The organism is Flavobacterium psychraerolatum (assembly GCF_025960985.1).
Taxonomy (GTDB): domain Bacteria; phylum Bacteroidota; class Bacteroidia; order Flavobacteriales; family Flavobacteriaceae; genus Flavobacterium.
In genome coordinates, this window is sequence record NZ_JAOQMX010000038.1 from 19,245 (window position 1) to 44,524 (window position 25,280).

At 34.8% G+C, this 25,280-nt stretch carries 15 protein-coding genes; all 15 read right to left on the minus strand.

The window, feature by feature from the left end; genetic code table 11:
• Window positions 1–25: 25 nt before the first annotated feature.
• Window positions 26–1,033 carry a Kelch repeat-containing protein gene (locus M2326_RS13415; protein ID WP_264620065.1) on the minus strand — a complete coding sequence of 336 codons (1,008 nt, stop codon included), beginning with the start codon at window positions 1,031–1,033 and terminating at the stop codon, window positions 26–28.
• 189 nt (window positions 1,034–1,222) lie between these two features.
• Complete coding sequence (locus tag M2326_RS13420; RefSeq protein ID WP_264620066.1) at window positions 1,223–2,344, minus strand: endo-1,4-beta-xylanase; 1,122 nt, start codon at window positions 2,342–2,344, stop codon at window positions 1,223–1,225.
• A 38-nt stretch (window positions 2,345–2,382) separates the two neighbouring features.
• Window positions 2,383–4,023: a glycoside hydrolase family 43 protein gene (locus tag M2326_RS13425; protein WP_264620067.1), complete on the minus strand. Its 1,641-nt coding sequence runs from the start codon at window positions 4,021–4,023 to the stop codon at window positions 2,383–2,385.
• Entirely contained in the window at window positions 4,020–5,135 is a 1,116-nt protein-coding gene (locus M2326_RS13430; RefSeq protein WP_264620068.1) for a hypothetical protein, read from the minus strand. The genes M2326_RS13425 and M2326_RS13430 overlap by 4 nt, the downstream gene beginning before the upstream one ends.
• Window positions 5,136–5,145: 10 nt before the next feature.
• The gene (locus M2326_RS13435) at window positions 5,146–7,773 is read right to left on the minus strand and encodes a glycoside hydrolase family 3 C-terminal domain-containing protein (RefSeq protein WP_264620069.1); all 2,628 of its coding nucleotides are present in this window, start codon (window positions 7,771–7,773) and stop codon (window positions 5,146–5,148) included.
• A 567-nt stretch (window positions 7,774–8,340) separates the two neighbouring features.
• Window positions 8,341–9,690 carry an endo-1,4-beta-xylanase gene (locus tag M2326_RS13440; RefSeq protein WP_264620070.1) on the minus strand — a complete coding sequence of 450 codons (1,350 nt, stop codon included), beginning with the start codon at window positions 9,688–9,690 and terminating at the stop codon, window positions 8,341–8,343.
• An 80-nt stretch (window positions 9,691–9,770) separates the two neighbouring features.
• Complete coding sequence (locus tag M2326_RS13445; protein WP_264620071.1) at window positions 9,771–10,937, minus strand: IPT/TIG domain-containing protein; 1,167 nt, start codon at window positions 10,935–10,937, stop codon at window positions 9,771–9,773.
• An 18-nt stretch (window positions 10,938–10,955) separates the two neighbouring features.
• Window positions 10,956–12,488, minus strand: a complete 1,533-nt coding sequence (locus M2326_RS13450; protein WP_264620072.1) for a RagB/SusD family nutrient uptake outer membrane protein — start codon at window positions 12,486–12,488, stop codon at window positions 10,956–10,958.
• 17 nt (window positions 12,489–12,505) lie between these two features.
• Window positions 12,506–15,637 (minus strand): SusC/RagA family TonB-linked outer membrane protein, encoded by a 3,132-nt coding sequence (locus M2326_RS13455; RefSeq protein ID WP_264620073.1) that lies wholly within the window; start codon window positions 15,635–15,637, stop codon window positions 12,506–12,508.
• 602 nt (window positions 15,638–16,239) lie between these two features.
• Window positions 16,240–20,415: a two-component regulator propeller domain-containing protein gene (locus M2326_RS13460; protein WP_264620074.1), complete on the minus strand. Its 4,176-nt coding sequence runs from the start codon at window positions 20,413–20,415 to the stop codon at window positions 16,240–16,242.
• Between the two features lie 344 nt (window positions 20,416–20,759).
• Window positions 20,760–21,743: a Gfo/Idh/MocA family protein gene (locus M2326_RS13465; protein ID WP_264620075.1), complete on the minus strand. Its 984-nt coding sequence runs from the start codon at window positions 21,741–21,743 to the stop codon at window positions 20,760–20,762.
• 159 nt (window positions 21,744–21,902) lie between these two features.
• The gene (locus tag M2326_RS13470; RefSeq protein WP_264620076.1) at window positions 21,903–22,874 is read right to left on the minus strand and encodes a transketolase family protein; all 972 of its coding nucleotides are present in this window, start codon (window positions 22,872–22,874) and stop codon (window positions 21,903–21,905) included.
• A 144-nt stretch (window positions 22,875–23,018) separates the two neighbouring features.
• Complete coding sequence (locus M2326_RS13475; protein ID WP_108742144.1) at window positions 23,019–23,861, minus strand: transketolase; 843 nt, start codon at window positions 23,859–23,861, stop codon at window positions 23,019–23,021.
• 2 nt (window positions 23,862–23,863) lie between these two features.
• Complete coding sequence (gene fsa / locus M2326_RS13480) at window positions 23,864–24,517, minus strand: fructose-6-phosphate aldolase (RefSeq protein WP_173835977.1); 654 nt, start codon at window positions 24,515–24,517, stop codon at window positions 23,864–23,866.
• Window positions 24,518–24,638: 121 nt separating this feature from the next.
• Window positions 24,639–25,280: apurinic/apyrimidinic endonuclease family protein (locus M2326_RS13485; RefSeq protein ID WP_463671346.1), on the minus strand; the 642-nt coding region annotated here is incomplete at its 5' end.

Below are 25,280 nucleotides of genomic sequence, written 5' to 3' on the forward strand. Positions count from 1 at the left end.
GGTTATTCTTTCTAAACTTTTTTTCTTATTTCATCGTTTTATCACTAAAGCGCTCTATTGTTTTTAATTCCGGTTCACCACCTCTTTGGCCACAGCCTGAAGCGATATACAATTCTTTTTTGTACCAAATAAATTGTGTACCATGTCTACCTCGCTCCAAAGAGGGTAGCGTACTCCAAATTCCGGTTTTTGTATCTAAAGCTTCAACTTCATTATGTGCTAGTAATTGATCTGCATTTTCGCCACCAGTAACTAAAATTTTATCACCAATACAAATTGATGCAATACCTGCACGTTGCGTGGGAACAGGATTGGCAAGTGTGCTCCATTTTCCAGTTTTGAAATCAAAGACATCCACTTCTGGAATTGTTAACTCAAAAACCTTGTCGATAACGCCTGATGAAACCCTTCCTCCCAATACATATAATTTGTCTTTACACACTACTGAGGTAGCATGATCACGAGCTCGAGGTGTATCAGTTAGTTTTTCCCATTTTCCTGTTTTGAAATCGTAAACATCAAACCAGCTTACGTGTCCATCCCAGTGACCGTCAATAATACCACCCGAAATATAAAGTTTGTCCTTATAAACATTGGTAGTTGTAGAGGACCTTAATCTGTTTTCTGGCATCGAAAATCCTTTTTCCCAACTGTCTTTTACAGGATCATACACATAAGATGTAGCTACTGGCGTTTCGTGTGGGAATTGCCCCGTAGCAGCTCCAACGATATAAATTTTCCCTTTATAGGAGAAACTTTGAAAATGGTGCAATTCAATTGGAGGTTTGGCTCCTGAAGTCCAAGTACTAGTTTCTGGATTAAAAATGGAAACTTCTTGAATACGGCGACCTCCAAGAAGATAAAACTTACCTCCAACTTCAACAAATGCAGCTTCATGTCGTTCCGTAGGCTCTCCTGTACAAGCCAAGGTTTCCCATTTATAATTATCAAAAGATTGTGAAATCCCCTGCTGACAAAATAAAGTGAACAATGATAAAACCAATATTTTTGAAAGTCTAGAAAGTAGTATCATAATCTCTTATTATTTTATTTAATTTTATATGACTATCCGCTTCACATACTAGATAAAAAAATCACACGCAGATTAGACAGGTTAATTACAGTTAATCAATTTTAAATCTGCGCGCTTTTTTAAATTTAATAAAGAAACAGATAGTCCTATACTTGTAAGCCGTTTGCACTACTACTAGTTACAATCGCTCTATTTTTTTTTCAAAGCCATTACTTTATCGTATGCTTTGTTGGTCTTATTATTTCGATCAAAAAGCAATGGATAATTTGTTCTGTTTTTAATAGGCCAATTGTTTAACCACGATTGACTATCATTCACTCCCCAGAAAGTAACACGACTAATTTTGTCTTGGTGCTTCAAGAATACTTTAAACAAATCTTCATAACGTTGCGCAAGTTTCACTTGAACACTATCTGGAACTCCATTAGTGTACGGATTCATTTTTGCGTCTTGTTCAAAATTTTGATTCACATTGGCACCCACTAACTTCTCTGGCACTGGTAAAACAGAAATATCCAACTCGGTAATCATCACTTTCAATCCTAATTTAGAATAAGCAATTATACTTTCTTCAATATCTTTTAGTGGCAAACCATCAAGGCTCCAGTGCCCTTGAATTCCAACTCCGTCAATACGAGCACCACTATCTTTTATTTTCTTTAATAATCGAATAGCTCCCTCTCTTTTTACCGGTTGCTCGATATTAAAATCATTGTAATACAATTCTGTTCCTGGAGCTGCTTTTTCGGCTAATTTGAAAGCGGTTACTAGGAAGTCATCGCCTAATTTTTCGAAAAATATAGATTTTCTATACGTTCCATCTTCGTTTAAAGCCTCGTTAACAACATCCCATCCATCAATTTTACCTTTGTATCTTCCGGCAACAGTACTAATGTGATTTTGCATAAACATGCTCAATGAATCTTTGCTTTTTATTGCAAGTACAAAGGGAGACAATTGCTCATGCCATATAAGTGCATGACCTACAACAAACATGTTATTCTTTTTTCCATAAGCCACATATTTGTCAGCTACATCAAAAGTGTACTCATCCCATTTTGGATGAATCATTTCACATTTTAAATTATTCTCTGGAGATATAGCACTAAATTGTGATTTGATCAAGTTATTTACATCTGCATCTTTTTCATTGATTTGGTCCGCACTAAGAGCAGTACCTATGTAAAAATCTTGTTTATAAGCGCTTTTTAATGTTGGTGCAGTACTTACAGCTTCTTTTTTAGCCTGACAACTCATCATTAAAACCCCTGCCAATATAATTGTAGCCGTTTTGCTATTTACTATTTTCATATTTTGTTTTTTAAATCAATTTTTATATTAACTATATCTTACTTTGTATTCGAATTTTTGAACCAATTAAATTGGGCTTGATTATCACTTTCTTGTCCCATTGAGGTGGTGTACATGGCATAAAATGCACCTACAAAACCACCGCCAACTTGCGTACTTAAAAATTTGGCATCCACTTGATCTTCCAGCGTACTCCATTTTTTATTATCGACAGAATATTCGAAACTATAAACTGGTCCATTGGCAACTATTTTCAAATATAATTTCCCTTTACTTTCAATTGTAACCGATTTGATTTCGTCAATTGCCTCACCATTGGATTTGTACAGTTGCACTACGTTTTTATCATTCTTTACCGATTGGCAGAAATAGTAAAAATGAGATTCATTTTGGAAAACTATTAATCCTGATTTTTCATTTTCTTTCTTAGTCGAAAACTCCATTTCGGTGCTTACTTCGCCTACTAAATGTTGTTGTCTAAAGCCTACGAAACTAGGATTACCAGTTCCTGAAACTGTTTCTGGTCTTGTCTTTATAGTAAGAGCTCCTTTTTTAGAATCTAAAGAGTACCATTTTTCATGTGGTGTTCTTAAAAACATCCATTGATAATCTAAAGACGTACCATTAAATTCATCCACAAACAGATCGCGATTGCTTTTGATTGCTGTAGCAGGTTTCGTTTTTAAAGTGTAATTCTTTTTAACGACTTCTCCTTCTAAGTTGATTTTTGGCCAACCTTTTTTCCAAGATACGGGCGCCATAAAAGTTTCTCTTCCGGTATTAAAAAATTCTCCCTCATATGGACGACAACCAAGGAAAACCGCATACCAATTGCCATTAGCGTCTTCAACAAAATCAGCATGACCTGTTGATGTTACAGGATCTTTGCGATTGGGATCTAAATTTCGCTGTGTCAAAATTGGATTTTGAGCATAAGATTCATAAGGCCCTAAAACATTCTTACTTCTAAAAACTACTTCCGAATGGTTAACATCCGTTCCACCTTCAGCAGCAATTAAATAATAAAAACCATCCTTTTTAAAAATATGAGGGCCTTCAATCCAAACTGGTTTTTGACTTATATCAGCTCCTCCATTAATTATAATTTCAGGACTGCTGATTACTTTATTTGTGGCAACATCAAATTCTACTATTTTTATCGAGCGATGCCCGTCATAAACCGAAACCTTATTTGGAGGATCACTGTTGTAAATGATAAAAGCACGATTTGTATCATCAAAAAATAAGGAAGGATCAATCCCTTCGACTTCTGGAAGCCAAATGGGATCACTCCAGCCTTTGGATAAATCTGTAGTCGTAATCACAAAATTATTTCCGTTATCTATCAAAGTACAGGTGATGTAAAAAGTCCCGTTGTTGTAGCGGATCGCTGGCGCAAACAAACCTCTTGAGATTCCTAAACCATCTAGATTTAATTGCGTAGTTCTGTCCATTGCATTTCCTATTTGTTCCCAATGCGCCAGATCTTTCGAATGAAAAATAGGCAGTCCCGGGAAATAAGAAAAGGTAGAATTGACCAAATAGTAATCCTCTCCCACTCTGCAAATACTTGGATCTGGATAAAACCCTTTTAGAATAGGATTTTGAACCACCGTCATATTTTGAGCAAGAATTACATTGGCACAAAAAAGAACTAATACAATTAAATATTTTTTCATTCTGCGCTATTTACAATGGTTTTCACGTATTCAAAAAAAGCTTTCTTTCGTGCAGAACTCACTTTCCAATCTACAGGAACACTTTGAAATCCTTCTTCAATATTTGTTTCCCCTTCTCTTCTAAAATCAAAGAAACCCCATGAAGCTTTGTTCTCGATTGCTGTTTTGAAATTGTTTTCTTCTTTATCAAATTCATAATGATCATCTTCATTAAAAACAAGTGGTTTTAAACTATAACCTGACACTTGTTTTGTTTTTTCGATCATTGTTGCCACACCTTTTGGATCTTCAACAGCGTTTGCATGAAGTAGAATATAATCAGACGCTTCTATCACACTAGAAGTTGGAATCGAAGCACCTTGAAAACTAGTTGATACTAAATACCTAAAGTTTCCTCTTTTATTGTTTTTTACTCTATTAATCAATGTGGCCATACCACTTTCGGTTAAGATTTTGTGGTCGTAATAGGGTAAGTCACATTCATTCACAACTTCAATAAGAATGTTTCTATATCCCGTTTTATGAAGTCCGTTTATAGTATTATCAACAGCATTGATTACTGCTTTTTCATCTGCCAAAAGTTGGTCTTGACCGAAATAAAATAATCCTAGGATTACGACCATTTCTAAATCATCGGCTTTTTTAAGCACTTTTTCTAATCTATTCCAATAGGCTGGTTTAATAGAACCATCAGCAGTAAAAGCAGAGTTGATCCAATTTTTATTGCCATATCCTGTTGGACTACCACCTTGTAAATTCACGGTAATCGCGTTTAATCCATACGATTTCCATTCTGCCATGGCAGCAACAAACTCGTCTGTATTGCGATCGGCACTCCATTTTTGAGTGTCGGGATATTTCCATAAAACAGCTGTTTCTGGATTCTCATCATCAAAAGTCGCTTGCACCATTCTGGAATTAAACAACAATCCTTCGATTGGATTCCCTTTCCATGTTTTGCCCTTATTTATTATTTGACCGTTGATTAAAAAATTATCTTTTTCGATAGAAACAACAGTATGTGCTTTTCTTTTTTTAGTACTAACTTGACCATTGGTCGCTATACTAAAAAGAAATAATGCCGTAATTGATAGACTATAAACTATTTTCATAACGTTTTAATTAAATTCTGAATGGGTTTCCTTTTAAAGTAACTGTGCTAACAACCACATTTGCTGCTTTTATTCTTTCCTCATTTGGTTGTGCACCACCTACAGAAAAAGTATAATCTCCTGGATTTACTTCCATTTTTACATCAGCATTGATTTGTGCCAATTGTTTTGGTTGCACTTTAAAACGAACGGTCTTCGTTTCTCCTGCTTTTAGAAAAGTTCTTTCAAAACCTACTAGTGTTCTTATGGTGTTTTGAAAATCTTCTTTGGCGCTTTTCATATACAATTCGGTTACTTCGTCACCATCTACTTTTCCTGTATTGGTAACATCAATTGAAAGTAGAATTTCTTTGTTCGTTGCTTGTTCTTTGTCTAAAACTAGATTGCTGTATTTATAACTTGTATAACTCAACCCAAAACCAAATTCATACAATGGTTTCCCTTGAAAATAGCGGTAGGTTTTCCCTTTCATGTTATAATCATCAAAAGCTGGAATATCATTAATGTCTTTATAAAAAGTAAGCGGCAAACGCCCAGACGGATTGTAATCCCCAAATAAAATATCAGCAATTGCAGTACCTCCCGCTTGGCCAGGATACCAAGCTTCTAGAATAGCCGGAATATTGTCGTTTTCCCAGTTGATGGCAAGCGCACTACCGTTTAACAAAACCAAAACCATTGGTTTCCCTAGTGTGCTTATTTTTTTCATTAAATTTGTTTGAGAAGCTGGTAGTTTGATATCCACACGATCACCACCATCAAAACCTTCTACTTTTACTTTCATTTCTTCCCCTTCTAGAAGCGGACTCAATCCCATACAAAAAACGACAACATCAGATGCTTCAGCCAAAGCCATTGCTTCTTTTTCAAGATTTTCATTAGGTGCTTCCCATAAAAAACGCATTATAGCATGCTCTGAATTGTCTTGTTTGTACTCTAATTTAATTTTATACACTTTATTAGCTTCTAAGTCTAAATACTCGTATTCTGTTTTAGGCTCATAAACATTGTCACTTTCAAGAATTAATTTTTTATCGACATACAATTTCATTCCAGAATAGGACTGTCCTCCTAGCGCGTAACGACCTGATTTTGGAACAGAAAGATATCCCGTCCAGCGAACAGAATATTTATCATACGTCATTTCTGGAAATGGCGGTGTTGTTGCCCATAAAAAGTCAACGTTTTTATCGATTTGTTTGTGCGATGGGTTACCTTTTAATGTGGTATTCGAAAAATACTCCGCTTTCAAACCTTTATTTTTCAATTTGCTATCGGTATATAAAACAGCTGCAGGAACCGCTTCTAAAATTGGCAAACTGTCTGCTAGTCTACAACCTTGTGCAAAACTCACATTGGCATTTGGTAATTTATTTTTAATTCCTTGCAAAGGTGTGATAGGTTGTGACGGAAAACCGTTATAATTGCCAAGCAACACATCCGCATCATTCGCATTTGGACCTATAACCGCTACTTTTTTCAAGTTTTTTCTTAATGGCAATAGGTTATTATTTTTTAATAAAACCATTGATTTTCTAGCCGATTGCAACGCCAATAAACGGTGTACCTCTGAATCTACAACTGAATACGGAATATCTTCATATTTCACATCGCCTTTAGGTGCAAACAAACCTAGTTTTAAACGTGCTTCTACTAATCTTTCTACTGAAACGTTTAGTTCCGCTTCTGAAATTAATCCTTGCTCCACGGCTTTAACCAGTGAAGGATACGAATCCCCGCAATTCAAGTCAGTTCCCGCTTGCACTGCCATTGCAGATGCTTGTTCCTTTGTTTGTACTACTTCATGAGCTCCTTTATTATAAAAATCAGTCACCGCCCAACAATCAGAAACTATGTATCCTTTGAAACCCCAATCTTTTCGCAATAAACCACTCAATTCTTTATTACCGCAACAAGGCACCCCTTTATAACTATTGTAAGCACACATTACAGAATATACGCCCGACTCCTTTACCACTTTTTCAAACTGTGGGCTATAGGTATTCAACATATCAAAAGCCGATGGATCTACATTAAAACTATGACGACTCGCTTCTGGTCCGCTGTGTACCACAAAATGTTTGGCTGTAGCAATCAGTTTGTAATATTTAGGATCGTTTCCTTGTAAACCTTTTATAAATTGTACCCCAAGTTCTCCCGTTAAATAAGGATCTTCTCCGTAGGTTTCCATTCCGCGTCCCCATCTTGGATCTCTAAAAATATTGATGTTAGGTGTCCAAAAAGTCAAACCTTGATGAATGCCTCTTTTATTTTTCGATACAAAATCATGATGTTTGGCTCTCGCTTCATCTGAGATAGCACTGGCAATTTCGAACATTTGACTTCTATCAAACATAGCACTCATTCCGATTCCTTGTGGAAAAACAGTGGCAATTCCCGCACGAGCTACTCCGTGTAAACATTCGTTCCACCAGTTCATTTCCGGGATTTCTAATCTATCTATTGCAGCAGAGTTGTAGGTCATTTGAGAAACCTTCTCTTGTAGTGTCATTTTCGAAACCAAAAAAGAAGCGCGTTCTTCAAAAGTTTTTGAGGCATCTTTATGTAAAGCCACTTGTGCACCACAAGTTGTAATGGCAAGTAAAAAGAAAAGACAAATCTGTTTTAATGGAGACATATTGTATTTTTTAATTTATAATTGGGTAAATCTTCTTTGACTATTTGGAGCTGTTTTTATTTCGAAAATAGTCCATTTTTTTTAGGATATAAAACTGAATTTTCAAGACAATTCTGAACTTACTATTCTTAAATTATTAGCTGTTATCAAACCGACTAGTAATTGTAAAAACTGTTTGGTAAAAGTAGTAGGATGTTGCGTGGTCGAATGGTAAAATTGAAGCTATAAATAATACAAATCGTGCGTAATGCACTATTTGAAGCCCTTCGTGAGTGTTTGCAATACAAAAATGTAAATTTTGATCAAGATTACAAGCATTGCATAAAATACAAATAAAGTTCACTATTATTTAGATAATCGTAAAAAAAACAACTTTTAAATATTGATATTCATTTTAAAAAAGCTGTAATAAATGTGACCAAAAGCACTCTTATGTAGCCTTTTACTATTACTTAAAATAGGATATAAAAAAAACGGACTCATTCAAACAAGGCACAATTTCGATGATAATATATCCGTGAAAAAGTGACTTGAAAGTATGAATCCGTAATCTATATAGTGCACAGACTATTTTAATCCTTCAAGGAAACCAGTATGTGCTTTTTTTGCACTGTAGTCTTCATTGAACATCAAAGGCCAGTCAATATGTCCCCAAAAGGCAATCAACCATGTCTCACTATCTCTCATTCCCCAAACGGTAAGTGCATACTGATTGGCTGCAGGAATAGCATTGAAAATTTTCACTACTTCTTTGTACTTATTTTTTTGAGCAATGGCTCTTTCAGGTGTCAAAGCAGTTAAATCATTATCAGGATTGGCTTGAATATCCAATTCAGAGAAATGCATTAACAACTTTCTAGAAACCGTTCCATCTACTACCGCTTGAATTTCTGATGCAGCAGGGCCTTTGTAACTAATGTGCATTTGTGCTCCAAGACCATCAATAAGGTTGTCTTTTTTCAAATCATCAGCAATTTTAAAGATTGCAGCTCTTTTACCAGCATTAGATGCAAAATTGTAATCATTATAGAACAACTTACAAGCAGGATCTGCATCTCTAGCCCATTGGTAACACTTTTTGATATAATCATCTCCCATTTTTTGTTTGAAGATAGAATTTCGCAATGGGTTACCACTACCATCATCAACAGCTTCATTTACAACGTCCCAAGATTTAATTTTCCCTTTGTAACGTGTTACGACGGTAGTAATATAATCTTTTACCATAGCCTCAAACTCAGCATTAGTCCCTACAAAATTAGTCACCCAACTCGGAACTGAATTATGCCAAATTAAAGCGTGTCCGTGAAGGTTTAATTTATTGTCTGTAGCATAGTTCACAATTTTATCCACAGCTGTAAAGTCATACGTCCCCTTACTTGGATACATTTTATCCATTTTCATTTCGTACTCAGAAGTAATATTATCAAATTCTCTTAAGATAATGTCTGAAGTAATTCCCGTTAGTCTGTTTGATCTTACAATCATACCTACATTAAAGTTAGCTACTGCTTTTAGCGCCGTTGTAGGTTCAGGTCCCGTACTTATGATTTCTGCAGCAATTGCGTTTGAAAATGCTGAAATTGCCTCTCCTCGTACGGCTCTTACTCTATAATAATAAGTAGTACCCGAAACTAAACCTTCAATATCTATTGTAAGAGCATTAACAGCCAATTCATTATAATTTGGTAATACACTTGAAAAATCAGCTGCTGTAGATACATCAACTAAATATTTATCAGCGCGATACACCCTTGTCCAATTGGCAGTAAAACCAGAATCAGTCAAATTTACTGCACCATATGCAGTAGGTACGCCAGCGGTCACCACTACCGCTTCATCACTCTTTGAACAGCTTAGAACAAATAAACTGATACAGAGTATCCATAAAGCTTGTCTTATTTTCATTTTTTTCATCTTCCTATTTTTTTAAAAAAAGGTTGCTGATTATATGCAGCAACCTTTCTAACTATTAACATCATTTGTACTAAATCGAACTAACGTAAAACCTTAAATCTAATATTATCAAATTGAACTTTAGAAGGATTTACAGTTCCTCCATTTTGATTAATCGTCATCTTAACTTGGTTAATTTTAGCAGGATTTACATCACCTTGACTTTGATCTGTAGAGACATAATTAGCTCCGAAATCGGAAGTTTTGGCCTCAATTGTCTGCCATCCTGTAGTTGCAATTGTATAAGAATATGCCCAGTTTCCACCATCACTATCTACAAGAAGTAAATCTATTTTGGTTCCGATGGCTCCTCCACAATTCACATCGACAAGATAGGATGCTTTTGTTGCATCCGTCGCAGTTTCTTTCAATAGTGCATTCCCACCATCAGATTGGCTACCATTATATCCATTTACAGTAGCACCTGCCCATGTAAATTCTGCATATTTTCCAGATATACCTCCTACGTCCGAATAACTAAGCGTATTGGCATCACCATATTTAACCCAATTGTTGTTTGGACGTAAACCACCTCCATCAAAATCAGCTACTTTGTATAAATCAAAGCCTTGATCAATATCCAAGAATCGTTTTACTGTCCCTACAGGAGTTGTAATTTCTACATCTCCTCCAACAGTTGCAGTAGCGGGTACCATAAAACTTAAGGAGGTAGAATTGATACGAGTAAACGTAACTGGCGTACCCGCGAACTTAACAGATGAAATGTTGTAAAACCAACCTCCATTTACCGTAACTACTGTTCCTACTTTTGGAATTGCAGGTTCGAATTTTTCAGAGATTATTGCTTTTGGCTGTAGTATCTCGAAACTAGAAACAACTACTTCACCATTATTTTTGGTGATTTTCAATTCTTGAACCCCAAATCGGCTTCCTTTCTTATCATCAAAAGGCACATTAAAGAACAACGATTTCTCAGAACTCAATGCCGGATTAAAAATAACGTTCACTAGGTTATCAAATACAACGGTTTTAACATTGCTTAATCCTGATCCTTCGATTTTTACTAAATCCCCAGGGTTACCTTTATCCTTATTTTCAGTTGGTGGAGTGGTAGAGTTATCTAAACTATAAACGCCTTCCAATATTACTGCCGCACTAGAATCATTGTCATTTGAGCATGATGATAGCACTAAGCAAACAATCAGGAATCCTAGAAAATGTCTACTATTTTTTATTATTTTACTCATTGTTTTATATTTTAATTATTAAAATTGAAAAGGAACTGGATTCTCTCTAAGAAGTGGATTTAAATCTAATTCGGGAGCAGGAATTGGAATCAAGAAAGAATTTGCAGATGGTATCACTTTTTTAGAATTTACATCCAACAAAGCAATATTATTATAGGCTCCTCTTTCCTGATTTGAAATAATATTTATCGCTTCCGCTCTATCTCTTCTTATTAAATCAAACCAATAATCTCCTTCTAAAACTAATTCAAGCCTTCTTTCTTTAAAAATATCGTTCTTCGTAATACTCGTTTTTACAGGTAATCCCGCTCTAGTTCTAACTTGATTGAATGAATCCAAAGCGTCTGCTGATGAAGTTGAAGCTGAACTAGCTAGTATAGCCTCAGCATGTATTAATAATACTTCAGCATAGCGTAACATTTCTGTATTTTGATTGGTTTGTTGTGCACAAGCTCCAACAAATTCAGCTACTGAACCGATAACATATTTTCTGAAACCCATTGATCCACCAAAACCACCAGGGCTTACTGTGTAACCTCCTTTTTTTGTAACTAATTCAGGATAAAAATCCCCAGGTAACATTATAGTAGCTTTTCTTCTTTTATCATTCGGTTCGTAAGCATTACGTAAATCTATACTAGGTACAAAAGTTTTCCAACCTGTATAATCTCCTGTAATTTCTGAAGTGGGGGTAATATAAGCCTGAGCTGAATTACCGTATCCATATCCTACACAACCAATCCATTGTAAAGAAAATATTGACTCTCTACTGTTATTATTTGTTGGACTATTGAACAGCAATCCATAATCGTCAATAAGAGAGTAATCTCCACTTTTTATAACATTTTCTGCATGGGTTTTTGCGTTTGGATAATCTTTTAGCGTAATGTACACTTTAGACAACATTCCGTCACAAGCACTTTTGATCACTCTACCTCTTTCAAGAGAACTATTACCAGTTGCTAATGGTAAACGCTTGTATGCCTCATTATAATCGTTGATAATAAATTTGTATACATCGTCTACATTGTTTCTGTACGTAGGGATTTTTTCTGTGTATTGCTCTATTTTATTTAAAATAGGCACGGCGCCAAAGATTCTAACCAAATAAAAGTAAGCAGTAGCTCTCATAAAATAAGCCTCCCCTTTTACTCTTTCTACCACTTCAGGAGTAGTTGCTGGCCCAACATTTTTTTCTAAATTATTTAATAATGTATTGGATTGTGCTATAACATTAAACAATGATTGCCAACCTTCAAAAACAAACTGATTAGTTGAATTAACAGCAAAGTTTTCAAACTGTGCTAAATCGGAATAAGCACCTACCGAATTACCCGCATAAGTATCTAATCCGTAAACAAACTTCTCGTTAAAGTAGAACCAAGGACGACCATAAAGTCCGCTACCAGATCCTAGAATTTGACCATCTGAAGTATAAAAATTATCTAAAACTAATTTGTCCTGTGGTGGATTATCTGAAAATTCTGTTGAGCAGGATATCGTAAAAAATACAGCTATCAAAAGCACAAAATATTTTGTTGAATTTTTCATATTGTTATTTTTTTTTTTTAAAAATCTAAATTTAAACCTAATGTATATATTCTAGCGACTGGATAACGACCGTTATCGACTCCTGATAGTAAGGCATCTTGACTAAACGAACCTACCGCAGGATCTAATCCAGAATACTTTGTAATTGTGAACAAGTTTTGTCCTGTCATATACACTCTTAATTTACTGAAGAATTTAGTTCTTTTAATGATGCTTTCAGGTAGTGTATATCCCAAGGTTAGATTTTGCAATCTCAAATAAGAACCATCCTCAACAAAACGGTCAGAAACTCTACTGTTTGCATTTGGATCTCCATTTACGTAACGTGGAATATTTGTATTCTCATTTACACCTGCTATAAAACGATTGTTTACAGCAACACTTTGATTTGAATAGGGACCTCCTGTTCCTCCTAAACTTTCAGTAAGTTTTCTAGTCCAGTTGTATATTTTATTTCCTTGAGTCCCTAGAAAAATAATAGATAGATCTAGGCTTTTGTATGAGATATTATTAATAATACTATACGTGAATTTCGGAATTGGATTCCCTATATTCGTCCTGTCTCCAGTATCAATTTTCCCATTACCATTGATATCTTTAAATTTAATATCACCAATCCAAACTTTTCCATTTGCACCAACTTCATTATCTGGTGTAGGACTATCTTTAATATCTTGTTCAGATTTGTAAATCCCATCTACCTGATACCCAAAAAATTGTCCTACAGGTGATCCTACTCCTGTTTTTGTAAGTGTATTATTAAACTGAAAATTTCTATAGATAGCTGAATTTTTATCTCCAAAAGACGTTAATTTATTTTTGAACGTTGAAAATATAAAAGATGAATTCCAGTTGAAGTTATCATTTGAAATATTTCTTGTATTTAAACTAATATCCCATCCTTTATTTTCGATATCTCCAAGGTTAACTACCTTCGCTCCTAGACCTAAATTTCCTTGTTGTGGATTTGTACCTAAATAAGCAGGTACTGGTTCACTAAATAAGAAATCACTTGAGACTTTTTTGTAATAATCAACGTCTAAACGCAATGCATCTTTGAAGAATCCTATTTCTACACCAAAATTAGATGCTTTAGTTTTTTCCCATTGTACCGTTGGGTTCTGAATATTTTGTTGTGCAAAACCAGTTCCAAAACTAGTAGGAAAACTTACAATTGATGCTCCGTATGTGTAACTTCCTATATTTTGATTTCCAACTTCTCCATAACCTGCTCTAAATTTTGCGTGATTGATCACACCTTTAATTCCTTCAAAAAAAGGCTCGTTACTGATTACCCATCCCGCAGCGAAAGAAGGGAAATAACCTGTTTTATAACCATCTCCAAAATTGGACGAGGTATCAGATCGCAAAGTAGCCGTTAATAAATATTTACCATCAAAAGAGTAATTCAAACGAGTAAAATAAGAGTTTAAACTACTTCTACCTTTATAATTATCATTTGTAGCCGTTTTAGAATCTCCAAGATTTAATGTACTAATATCATTAGACAGGTATCCCCTTCTAGTACCAGATATACCTTCATAATTTGATTGTTGTGCCTCTTGACCTAATAAAGCCACAAAATTATGTTTTCCAAAAGTTTTCGAATACGTAAAGTAATTTTGTAACGTCCAGAAGATACTTTGATTTTGTTGCTTAACAGATATACTACTTGTACTTGTTGTACCTATAGTAATATCTGGGTAAAAAACAGAACCGTTAGTAGTATTAAAATCATATCCTAAAACAGATTTAAAAGTCAAATCTTTAGTAAATGAAATTTCACCAAAAAGACTTCCTACAATTTTATATTTATCAACATTGTTTCCTCTGTTTAAAGCTGTAGCTACAGGATTGTTTGCAGAAGTATTACCAAAACCTTCTATCGGTCCACCAAAACTTCCATCAGAATATCGTACTGGAATATTAGGGGATTGTGACACAGCAGCACTAATTACACCATTTTCAGTATCATTAAAGGCAAGTTTTTGTTTTGTATTTGATAAAGTAAGATTGTTTCCTATTTTGAACCAATCATTAACTTTAGTATCAATATTCAATCGCATCGAATATCTTTTGAAACCAGTATTAATTACAATACCATCTTGTTCAAAATAATTCATTGACGTATAATATCTCGTATTATCTTTTCCGCCTGAAATAGTGATTTGATGATTTTGCATTTGAGCATTTTTAAAAATTTCTTTTTGCCAGTTTGTTCCTTGCCCTAGAATTTCGGGATTTTGAAACTCATACGGAATTTGTTGTCCTAATTCTGTACTTACACTTGCTCTATATTTGGCGAAATCTTGTAAATTAAGAACATCTAAAAACTTAGTAACCTGTTGCACACCCGTATAGGTTTCATAAGTAATCACCGATTTTCCTTTTTTTCCTTTTTTGGTTGTAATCAAAACAACTCCATTAGATCCTCTAGATCCATAAATCGCTGTTGCCGAAGCATCTTTAAGAATGTCCATAGATTCAATATCTGAAGGATTTATCGCTGATAAAGCACTTGACTTCGTTTGTCCACTTCCTCCTCCTAAAGAGTTATAATTAAAAGAGTCATTATTATCACCTCCATTAATTGGTACACCGTCAACAACATATAGAGGCTCATTTCCTGATAGAGAAGCGATTCCACGTATTCTAATGGAAACACCACCTCCAGGAGTTCCTGAATTTTGAGTTACTGTTACCCCAGAAACTTTTCCTTGTAAGGCTTGATCTACTCCTGTAAAAGGTTGATCCTTGATCATTTTTGCACTAACGGTAGAAACGGCTCCTGTTACATCTCTTTTCTTTACAGAACCATAACCAACCACTACAACCTCATCTAGGTTATTTGTGTCTTCAACAAGACTTACATTTATTGTTTTTTTATTATCTACTGCAACTTCTTTTGAAGTAAACCCTATAAAACTAAAAATAATTCTAGCGTTTGCAGGAACTTTATCTAGTACAAAAGAACCGTCAGAGTTGGTTACAACTCCAGTAGGTATTCCTTTGACTGAAACATTTACACCAGGCAAAGGCAATCGCGCCTGATCTGTTACGACCCCTTGAATGGTCTTCGTTTGCGACAGCACCGTCTGTGTGCAAATCATTGCCAACGCTATTAGTGCGAATTTTAGCTTGATCATCATATTAAATGGTTTTTATTCGTTAGTTAAATTGTTTTTACTTTTTATCAAAATATTTAATTTTTAAAATTTTAGTGATTCTAAAATATGTGTTCATTCATGTCGTTTTTTTAGCTCCTTTTTGATAGCCGTTCTTATTGAAAAAATAAAATTTAATTTTCCCAGCATAGTTTGTGTGTTAATGGTTTAATTAAAAAGTTAGGTTAATAAATTAGTTTACTAAGCCAAATTTAAAGCAACACTACACCTATTTGATAAAACAAATGATGCAAAATATAGTTCATTTGATGCATCGAGCTCTATTGAGACCAATGATTTCGGGATATTGTACGTATTGATAAAAAAAAGGTGGTTTTATAAGCAATTATCAATATATAACTGTTATTTTTTTATTAAGTAAAAATAAGTCGCCAACTAAATACATAATGTGCAATGGGTCAAAAAACAAGCACTAGTACTTTCAATCATTTTATCGAATAAAACAACTTTGAATATAGAAACTAATTACCGTCAATTTTCAACGTCTTTTTATGATCATTTCCTATTCAAAAGGTACAAAAAAAGAGCTCCAATAGAGCTCTTTGTTATAATAATTAGTTATGTTTTTATTCTAAATCCGGTTTGTTTTTATCCAGCTGTGTGGGTAGATGTCCGTATTTTGCTTTGTAACATTTTGTGAAATAGGAAGCCGAAGTAAACCCAACCTGATAGCTTATTTCGTTAATACTACTATTTCCTAATTGGATTAATTCTTGCGATTTTTCCAAACGAACATTTCGAATAAATTCATTCACAGTAACTCCCGTTAAAGTTTTAATTTTTCGATACAATTGACTACGGCTCAAAAACACATTAGATGCTAAAACCTCAACACTCAAATCGGACTCACTGATATTTTCATGAATGTAACTGAGTGCTTTTTGTATAAATTCATTGTCGAGAGTAGTTGTTTTTTCTTTTGCATTCTTACTAATTCCTTTGTAGAACTTGTCAAACATGATTTGTCTACTATTGATCAATTGTCCTAAACTGGATTTCAAAACATCCATGTCAAAAGGTTTGCTCATGTACATATCTGCACCCGAATCGATTCCTTCTAATTTGTCTTGAACCAAGGCTTTGGCCGAAAGCATCAATAACGGAATATGACTCGTTTTTATATCTGCTTTGACTGCTTTACACAATTCAAGACCATTCATTACGGGCATAATCACATCGGTCAAGATCAAATCGGGCAATTTTTGTTTAGCCAACTCTACCCCTTTTTGACCATTTTCGGCAACAATTACCTTATAACTTTTCTTTAATTCGTCTTTCAAGTAATTTCGTAATTCAGTATTGTCTTCAACAATTAAGATCGTGTGTGTAATTTCAGTTGCAATATCTCCTCCGCTACTTTCCTCATTTTCATCAACCACTCCTTTTTTGATAGATTCCCTCAATACAACTTGATGCTCCTCGTCTAGAATTTCAGCTTCGGTAAAATATTCATTCCCCAACGGAAAAACTACTGTAAATGTAGTTCCTACTCCCAATGTGCTATCAACTTCAATCTTACCTTTGTGCAATTCGACAAAACCGCGTACCACTTCGAGTCCGATTCCTGTACTACCATAATAGGTTTTATTAAGATTGTTCACTTGGTAAAAACGATCAAAAATACGTTTGATCTCTTTCTTGTTCAATCCTGCACCCGTATCTTCAATGGCTATTTCAAATGTTTCAACTTTGCCTAAATTACTTGCCAGCGGTAAAAACATTTTTTTTTGCGAAGCATTAATACTGATCTTTATTTTTCCGTTATCAGCCGTAACTTTGAAGGCATTCGAAATAATATTAAAAATAATTTTTTCGAACATCTTAGGGTCTAACCAGTCCTGCAGCGATTCTACAGTAGATTCAAATTGTAAATCAATAGCGCGACTTGCAGCTTCTTCTTCAAAATAACTGACAATATTTTTGGTGAAACTCACTACCTCTACTTGCTGTACATGCAAGGCCATTTTATTAAACTGTAATTTATTAAAATCCATTAACTCATTGATCAATCGGGACAATCGATCTGAACTTTTGTGAATAACAAACAATTTATTCAACACTTCAGCAGGTAAACCAAAGCTTTTATTTTTTAAAATATCTTCTAGCGGATTGATAATTAGCGTCAATGGTGTTCTAAACTCATGCGAAATATTGGTAAAGAACTGCAATTTCTTTGCATTTAGTTTTTCGATTTGAACGGCCTTATCTCTTTCGAATTGAATAGCTTGTTTTTCCTCAAAACGTCTTTGCAAATATTTCTTCATGTAAATAGACACCAAGATAAAAGCCAAGATATATAAGAAATAAGCAAAATTTGTGCGCCAGAATGGTGGCAATACTTCAATGTGTAATTGTAAAGGTTTATCACTCCATACTCCCCCTCTTTTGGCTGCTTTTACATTAAAAACATAATCACCTGGAGGTAAGTTAGTATAGGTAGCAGCTCTTTTTCCGCCTACATAATTCCATTCTTTCTCAAATCCTTCTAGGTAATAAGCATACTCATTTTTACCCGGATGCGAATAATTTAGTCCCACATATTCTAATGTAAAAACAGATTGATCGTGCGTTAAAACTAGGTGATCCGTCTCTGAAATCACTTTTGTAAGTGGTGAATCTGCATCATTGGGACTTACTGACTTATTGAACAGTTTCAAATCACTAAAATACAATAAGGGTTGCTTGGTACTTTTTAATATTTGTTTTGGATTGAAATAATTGATTCCTTCATAACTACCAAAATACAAATCACCATTTTGAACTTTTAAAACGGAGTTGTTATTAAAATCGTTATCCAAAAGTCCATCGTCTTTAGTGAAATTAACCGCTGATTTTTTCTTCAAATCCACTTTGGTAATTCCCGCTTTACCGCTGATCCAAATAGCACCCTCTTGATCTTCAATAATTGCTGCAACTGATTTTTCGACCAAGCCTTCAAAATTATAGTAAAAGTCAAACGTATTACCCTTGGCTGTGTAGCTAAAAAGACCTGCTCCATCCGTTCCTATCCAAATTTGTTTGTTTCGAGACTCATACAAAGACAAAACCGATTGGTTTTTTTGCATTTTTTTGTCCTTCATCATTTGGTTTTTCAAGGCTACGACCGTAAACTTAAAATTATTGTCATGTGTAACAAGAAATAATCCTAATGTAGACCCCACCCAAATTCTATTATTCGAATCAACCAATACTTTTCTAACATCGCCATTAATCAAACCATTTAACGAAAATGGTTTTGAGTTACAATGGTAAAATTTATTTTCGGACGGAACATAATAGTGAAGTCCTCTCAAATAGGTACCAATCCAGATGATTCCATTCGAATCTTCAGAGAAGCTAAGCATCCTGTTTGACGCGATGCCACTAGTATTGTTTGTATTAAAATTGACAAAACTAGAAGCTCCTTTTTTTAGAAAATAAATCCCTCCATCCCAGCTTCCTAACCAAACATTTTCTTTACTATCTACAAAAACAGTTTGAATATCATCACTTTTTAAACCCGATAAAAAGGAAGCATTTTTACTATTGACATGCTTGTTAGCACTCGTAATTGGGTCATAATAGTCAACGCCACCGCCTTCAAGACTAATCCACAATTTACCTGCTTTATCCTTTGCTATTCCTGTTACAGATTTTGCTTGTAGTGCATTTTCTTTATTATAAAGATTGCTACCTATAGCATTAAACTTACTGTATAATTTGTCAAAAACATCAACTCCTTGATTGTAGTAACCCAACCAAACTCTATTTTCTTTATCGGCAAATAGAGACCAAACCGAATTTGATTTTAAACTATTATTCTCTGCTTTGTTGTTGATATATTTTTTAAGAATCGCTCCTTGCTCATCAACCAGAAACAACCCATCATTTTCTGTTGCGCACAAGATGGAATTGCCTTCTCCTTGCAGTAGCGCCATCACTCTCTTCTTGGTGATTGGAAATGACTTTTGAGAAAAACCTGCTGCATCTTTCGTTACTTTTACCAGTCCGTCGTAGAATGTTCCCAACCATATATTTTGCTTTCGATCAAGAACAATTGATTCGATATATTGATTGAAAATGATTTTTCCTGTCCTATCTCGTACGTTTTTTGCAACTGTTGCCCCTGCTTGTAGAGACTTTAAGCCATAACTAGTTCCAATATAAATGGTACCGTCTTTACTCTTGGTCAAACAATTGATTTGGTAATTTGTATAAGTAGCCACTTCCGACTTTAAAAAGGTGACTTTTGCTGTCTTTAAATTAAATTTAAAGATACCTCTCCCGTAGGTACCAATTATCAAGTTACCAAAATTATCTTGGATAATACTTTTGACAGCAACATCAACTTTCGCGCCTTTAGTGTGAGTCACTTTCAGGTCAATAGTTTCAAATTTATTGATTTCTCTATTGTAAAAACAAATTCCTTGGTCTGTACCTATCCATAATTTATTGTTTGCATCGACGTAAGTACAATAGATAATGTTACTTATGATTGAACTTTCTTTTTGCCAGTCATTTTCAAAAACAGTATAACTTATTCCATCATATTTATACAAACCAGCACCATAGGTCCCAATCCATATGTAGCCATATTGATCCTGAGTAATGCAAGAAACACCCCTTTTCGATATTCCCTCGTTGATATTTATAAATTGATAGCCCTCATACATTTTTTGAGAAAATGCAGCAGTAGAAATTAAGCTTATCAGCAGTACTGAAAGCATTAATTTAAAGAAATTCATCGTTTTAATTATTTTCAAGCTAGGTTGTATTTTATTTTATTCGAAAGTGATATTATCCTTTATAATCGACATGTTGACTGATGATAAATCCAGTCAAACAGCAACTAACAGCTTCTAATTTACAATAAATATCTCAACAATTTTTAACTAAATTTTAACTTCATAAAAATAAGCACGCCTAAGCTCCTTATTGAAAGATGAATCCAAAGCAAACCCTTCAACTTTAAGCAATAACGAATACTATTTTAAAACATCACCTACTATTTCCTAATTTATTCGAACTAATTTCTTATCTATTCAAATAAAACGAGACCGTTTATCGGATTCTTCCTTTATTTCGAAAAACAACTTAAATAAAGTGTCTATATATTATCTACCGGATAAATAATTCCCGCTTCTTTACGCACGTGGTCTGCGATAGTGATTAAGTCCAAACTATTTTGATGTGACCACATTTCGCTTTCAATTTTATTTGCAGCGATGCATTTATGACATTCTTCGATTTCATAGGTAAAACCTTTTCCTTTTGTAGGTAAATCAAACTTCGTTTCTACCTCATCTTGAAACAGCGAAAAACTCTGAGCTTCATGCCAAAGCGGGTCAATTACAATTCGCCCTTTTTCTCCGCTTATCGTAGCATGCATGTTGGTTCTAGCTATAAAACTACTATGTAAAACCGCTTGCGCTGTTGAATAATTCAAAAGCATGGTGGTTTGTTTGTCGGCTCCGCCTTCATAAAAGAGTGAAGATGCCGCAATGTTTTCGGGTTTTCCCAAAATCATATAGGATAAAAACAAGGGATAAACACCCATGTCTAATAATGATCCACCGCCCAGATTCACATCTTCTAGGCGGTTTTGACCATTGTTCATTATAAAGCCAAAATCGGCATTTATGTATTGTATTTTCCCTAATTCACCCGCTCTTATTTTTGATAAAACAGCTGTAAAAGTAGGATTGAATCGGGTCCAGAAAGCCTCCATAAAAAAACGATTATTTTCTTTGGAAGCTGCAATCATTTGCGAAGCTTGTACAAAGTTGATCGCAATTGGTTTTTCGCAAAGCACATGCTTTTTAGCATTTAGTGCTTGTATGCTCAAACTAGCATGCGAATCATGTGGCGTAGCGATATAAATAATATCAACTTGATCATCATTAATGAGCGAATCGTAATCTCCGTAGCTTTTTACAGCACTAAACGTAGAACCAAATTCGGTCGCTTTTTCTAGTGATCGAGACGCTACAGCATACAACTGTGCATTTTCAACCAAAGCTAAATCACGTGCAAATTGCTCGGCAATATTCCCTAAACCTATAATTCCCCATTTGATTTTATTTTCGCTCATCTTGATAATTTTTAAAAGTTGAAATGTGTAAGGATTTAGCCAAAGGAACATAAATGTTTTGGCTAAAGCCCTATTGCAATTTAATAAGAACCGTTGACTAAAGTCAACGGCTATTGATGCCAGACTTCACCAGAATCACTGATGATAGTCAACGGCAATTTATTTACGACTCATCACTTTTTGAACGGCTTTTAAAATAGCTTCACTATTCAAACCATATTTAGCCATCAATTGTGCTGGAGTTCCGCTTTCGCCAAAGGTATCTTTGGTAGCCACATACTCTTGTGGTGTAGGCGTATTTAAGGATAATAATCCCGCGACACTTTCACCTAAACCACCTAAATAATTGTGCTCTTCACAAGTAACAACACAACCTGTTTTGGCAACCGATTTTAAAATCGCTGCATCGTCTAATGGTTTTATGGTGTGAATGTTGATTACTTCAGCACTAATACCCATAGCTTCTAATTGCTCAGATGCTTGTAAAGCTTCCCAAACCAAATGTCCTGTAGCAACAATAGTTACATCTGTACCTTCAGTTAATTGTATAGCTTTTCCAATTACAAATTTATTTTCGTTTGCAACATCGGTATATTTAGGCATAAATATTGGCACTACTGGACGTCCAAAACGTAAGTATACTGGGCCGTGGTGTTCAGCAATTGCAATAGTAGCTGCTTCTGTTTGGTTGTAATCACAGGTATTAATAACGGTCATACCTGGTAACATCTTCATCATTCCGATATCTTCTAATATCTGATGCGTTGCTCCATCTTCACCCAAAGTTAATCCTGCGTGAGAAGCACAAATTTTCACATTTTTATCAGAATACGCAACAGATTGACGAATTTGATCGTACACTCTTCCTGTTGAAAAGTTGGCGAAAGTTCCTGTAAACGGAATCTTGCCACCGATAGAAAGTCCTGCTGCAATACAAATCATATTTGCTTCGGCAATACCGATTTGAAAAAAACGTTCTGGGTTTTCTTCAATAAATTTTTCCATTTTAAGCGAACCAATAAGATCCGCACAAAGTGCAACAACATTAGGATTTGTTCTTCCTAATTCGGCAAGACCAGCTCCAAAACCAGAGCGCGTGTCTTTTTGTTCGGTAAATGTATATTTTTTCATTGTTGTAAATTCAAAGATTAAAAAAAGAATAATAGAAAGATTTTTAGCGACATTCTGAAAACTGATCACTCATCCCAACTCTTAAGCAGTAATCAAAGAAACTGATAACTGAGATTGAGACTGAATACTGAGACTGAAAACTTTCTAATAATCCCCCAAAGTTTCTGGATTTTGTCCTAATGCGTTTGCTAATTGCTCATCACTAGGTGCTTTTCCGTGCCATGCGTGTGTATGCATCATAAAATCAACACCATTCCCCATCATTGTATGCAACAAAACACAAACTGGTTTTCCTTTTCCAGTTCTAGATTTGGCTTCTTTCATTCCAGCAATAACTGCTTCGATATTATTTCCTTCTTTGATTTCGATCACATCCCAATCAAAAGCAATAAATTTATCCTTCAAACTTCCCATGCACAAAACAGTGTCTGTAGAACCGTCGATTTGTTGCCCGTTAAAGTCGATTGTAGCAATAAGATTATCCACTTTTTTTGCAGAAGCATACATGATTGCTTCCCAATTTTGGCCTTCTTGCAATTCTCCGTCGCCGTGAAGTGTATAGACTAAATTAGTGTCTTTATTTAGTTTTTTTGCTTGTGCTGCACCAATCCCCACAGACAATCCTTGACCTAAAGATCCTGAAGCAATACGTACGCCAGGTAAACCATCGTGAGTTGTTGGGTGCCCTTGCAATCTTGAATTTAATAGTCTAAAAGTACTTAATTCCGAAACAGGAAAATAACCACGTCGTGCTAGAACACTATAAAAAACTGGCGAAATATGACCATTAGATAGAAAGAATAAATCTTCATCTTGACCTACCATTTCAAATTCTGGTTTCAATTCCATTAGTTCATTATACAATGCAACTAAAAACTCCGTACAACCCAAAGAAGCCCCAGGATGTCCCGAGTTTACTTTGTGTACCATTCTTAAAATATCTCTTCTGGTTTGAGATACATTATCTTGTAATTGTGAAATTTCCATAATTAGTTTCCTTTTTGGTAATCGGCTAAAAATTGTGCTAATCCGCTATCTGTCAATGGGTGTTTTAATAAACCTGTGATTGAAGATAATGGACCTGTCATTACATCTGAACCAACTTTGGCACAGTTGATTACATGCATTGTGTTACGAACAGAAGCAGAAAGAATTTGCGTTCCAAAATCGTAATTATCATATACTTGTCTGATTTCGGCAATTAAGCCCATTCCATCGGTACAAATATCATCTAATCTTCCTAAGAAAGGCGATACATAAGTAGCACCTGCTTTAGCCGCTAATAATGCTTGACCTACCGAAAACACAAGAGTTACATTCGTTCTAATTCCTTTATCAGAAAAATATTTACATGCTTTAATTCCTGCAGCAATCATTGGTAATTTTACCACGATTTGTGGGTGCAAAGCAGCTAATTCTTCTCCTTGACTAATCATTCCTTCATAGTCTGTTGCAATAACTTCTGCAGATACGTCACCGTCCACGATTTCGCAAATTTTTACATAATGCTTCAAAATATTATCTGCACCTGTTATACCTTCTTTAGCCATTAACGATGGGTTTGTAGTTACTCCATCCAAAACCCCTAAGGCTTGTGCTTCTGCTATTTCGGCTAAATTTGCTGTGTCAATAAAAAATTTCATATTAGTTTGTTTTAGTTTATTATTGTTGTTTGTTCAAGTTGAATAAAAAAAAAGTAGTAGCAAAAGCATCAAGAATACATGCTCTTACTACTACTCCTTAAGTCAAAAAATAGTGTAAAGACTAAATGTATTGGTTGATTATGTTTTCAAACAATTCTTGTTTACCGCTTTGTAAGTTAAGCTCACCATTTTCATGTGCAATTTTGTATAAATCTTGCATAGATAATTTTCCATCTTCAAAAGCTTTTCCGTTTCCAGCATCGAATGAACTGTAACGGTCTGCTCTTAATTTATCATAAGCTGATGATGTGATAATTTTGTCAGCAGTCAATAATGCTCTTGCAAACGTATCTGCTCCACCAATGTGTGCGTGGAAAGCATCTTCCATATCCGTTGAGTTTCTTCTGATTTTTGCATCAAAATTAACTCCACCACCTTGAAGACCACCTGCTTTTAAGAATACCAACATAGCTTCTGTAGTTTCTTGAATGTTATTTGGAAACTGGTCAGTATCCCATCCGTTTTGGTAATCTCCACGGTTTGCATCCAAACTTCCTAACATTCCTGCTTGTGCAGCAACATCAATTTCGTGTTGAAAAGTATGTTGTGCCAATGTTGCGTGGTTTACTTCGATATTGATTTTGAAATCTTTATCTAAACCTTGTGCACGTAAAAATCCGATTGCTGTAGCGCTATCAAAATCGTATTGGTGCTTCATTGGTTCCATAGGTTTTGGTTCAATCAAGAAATTTCCTTTAAAACC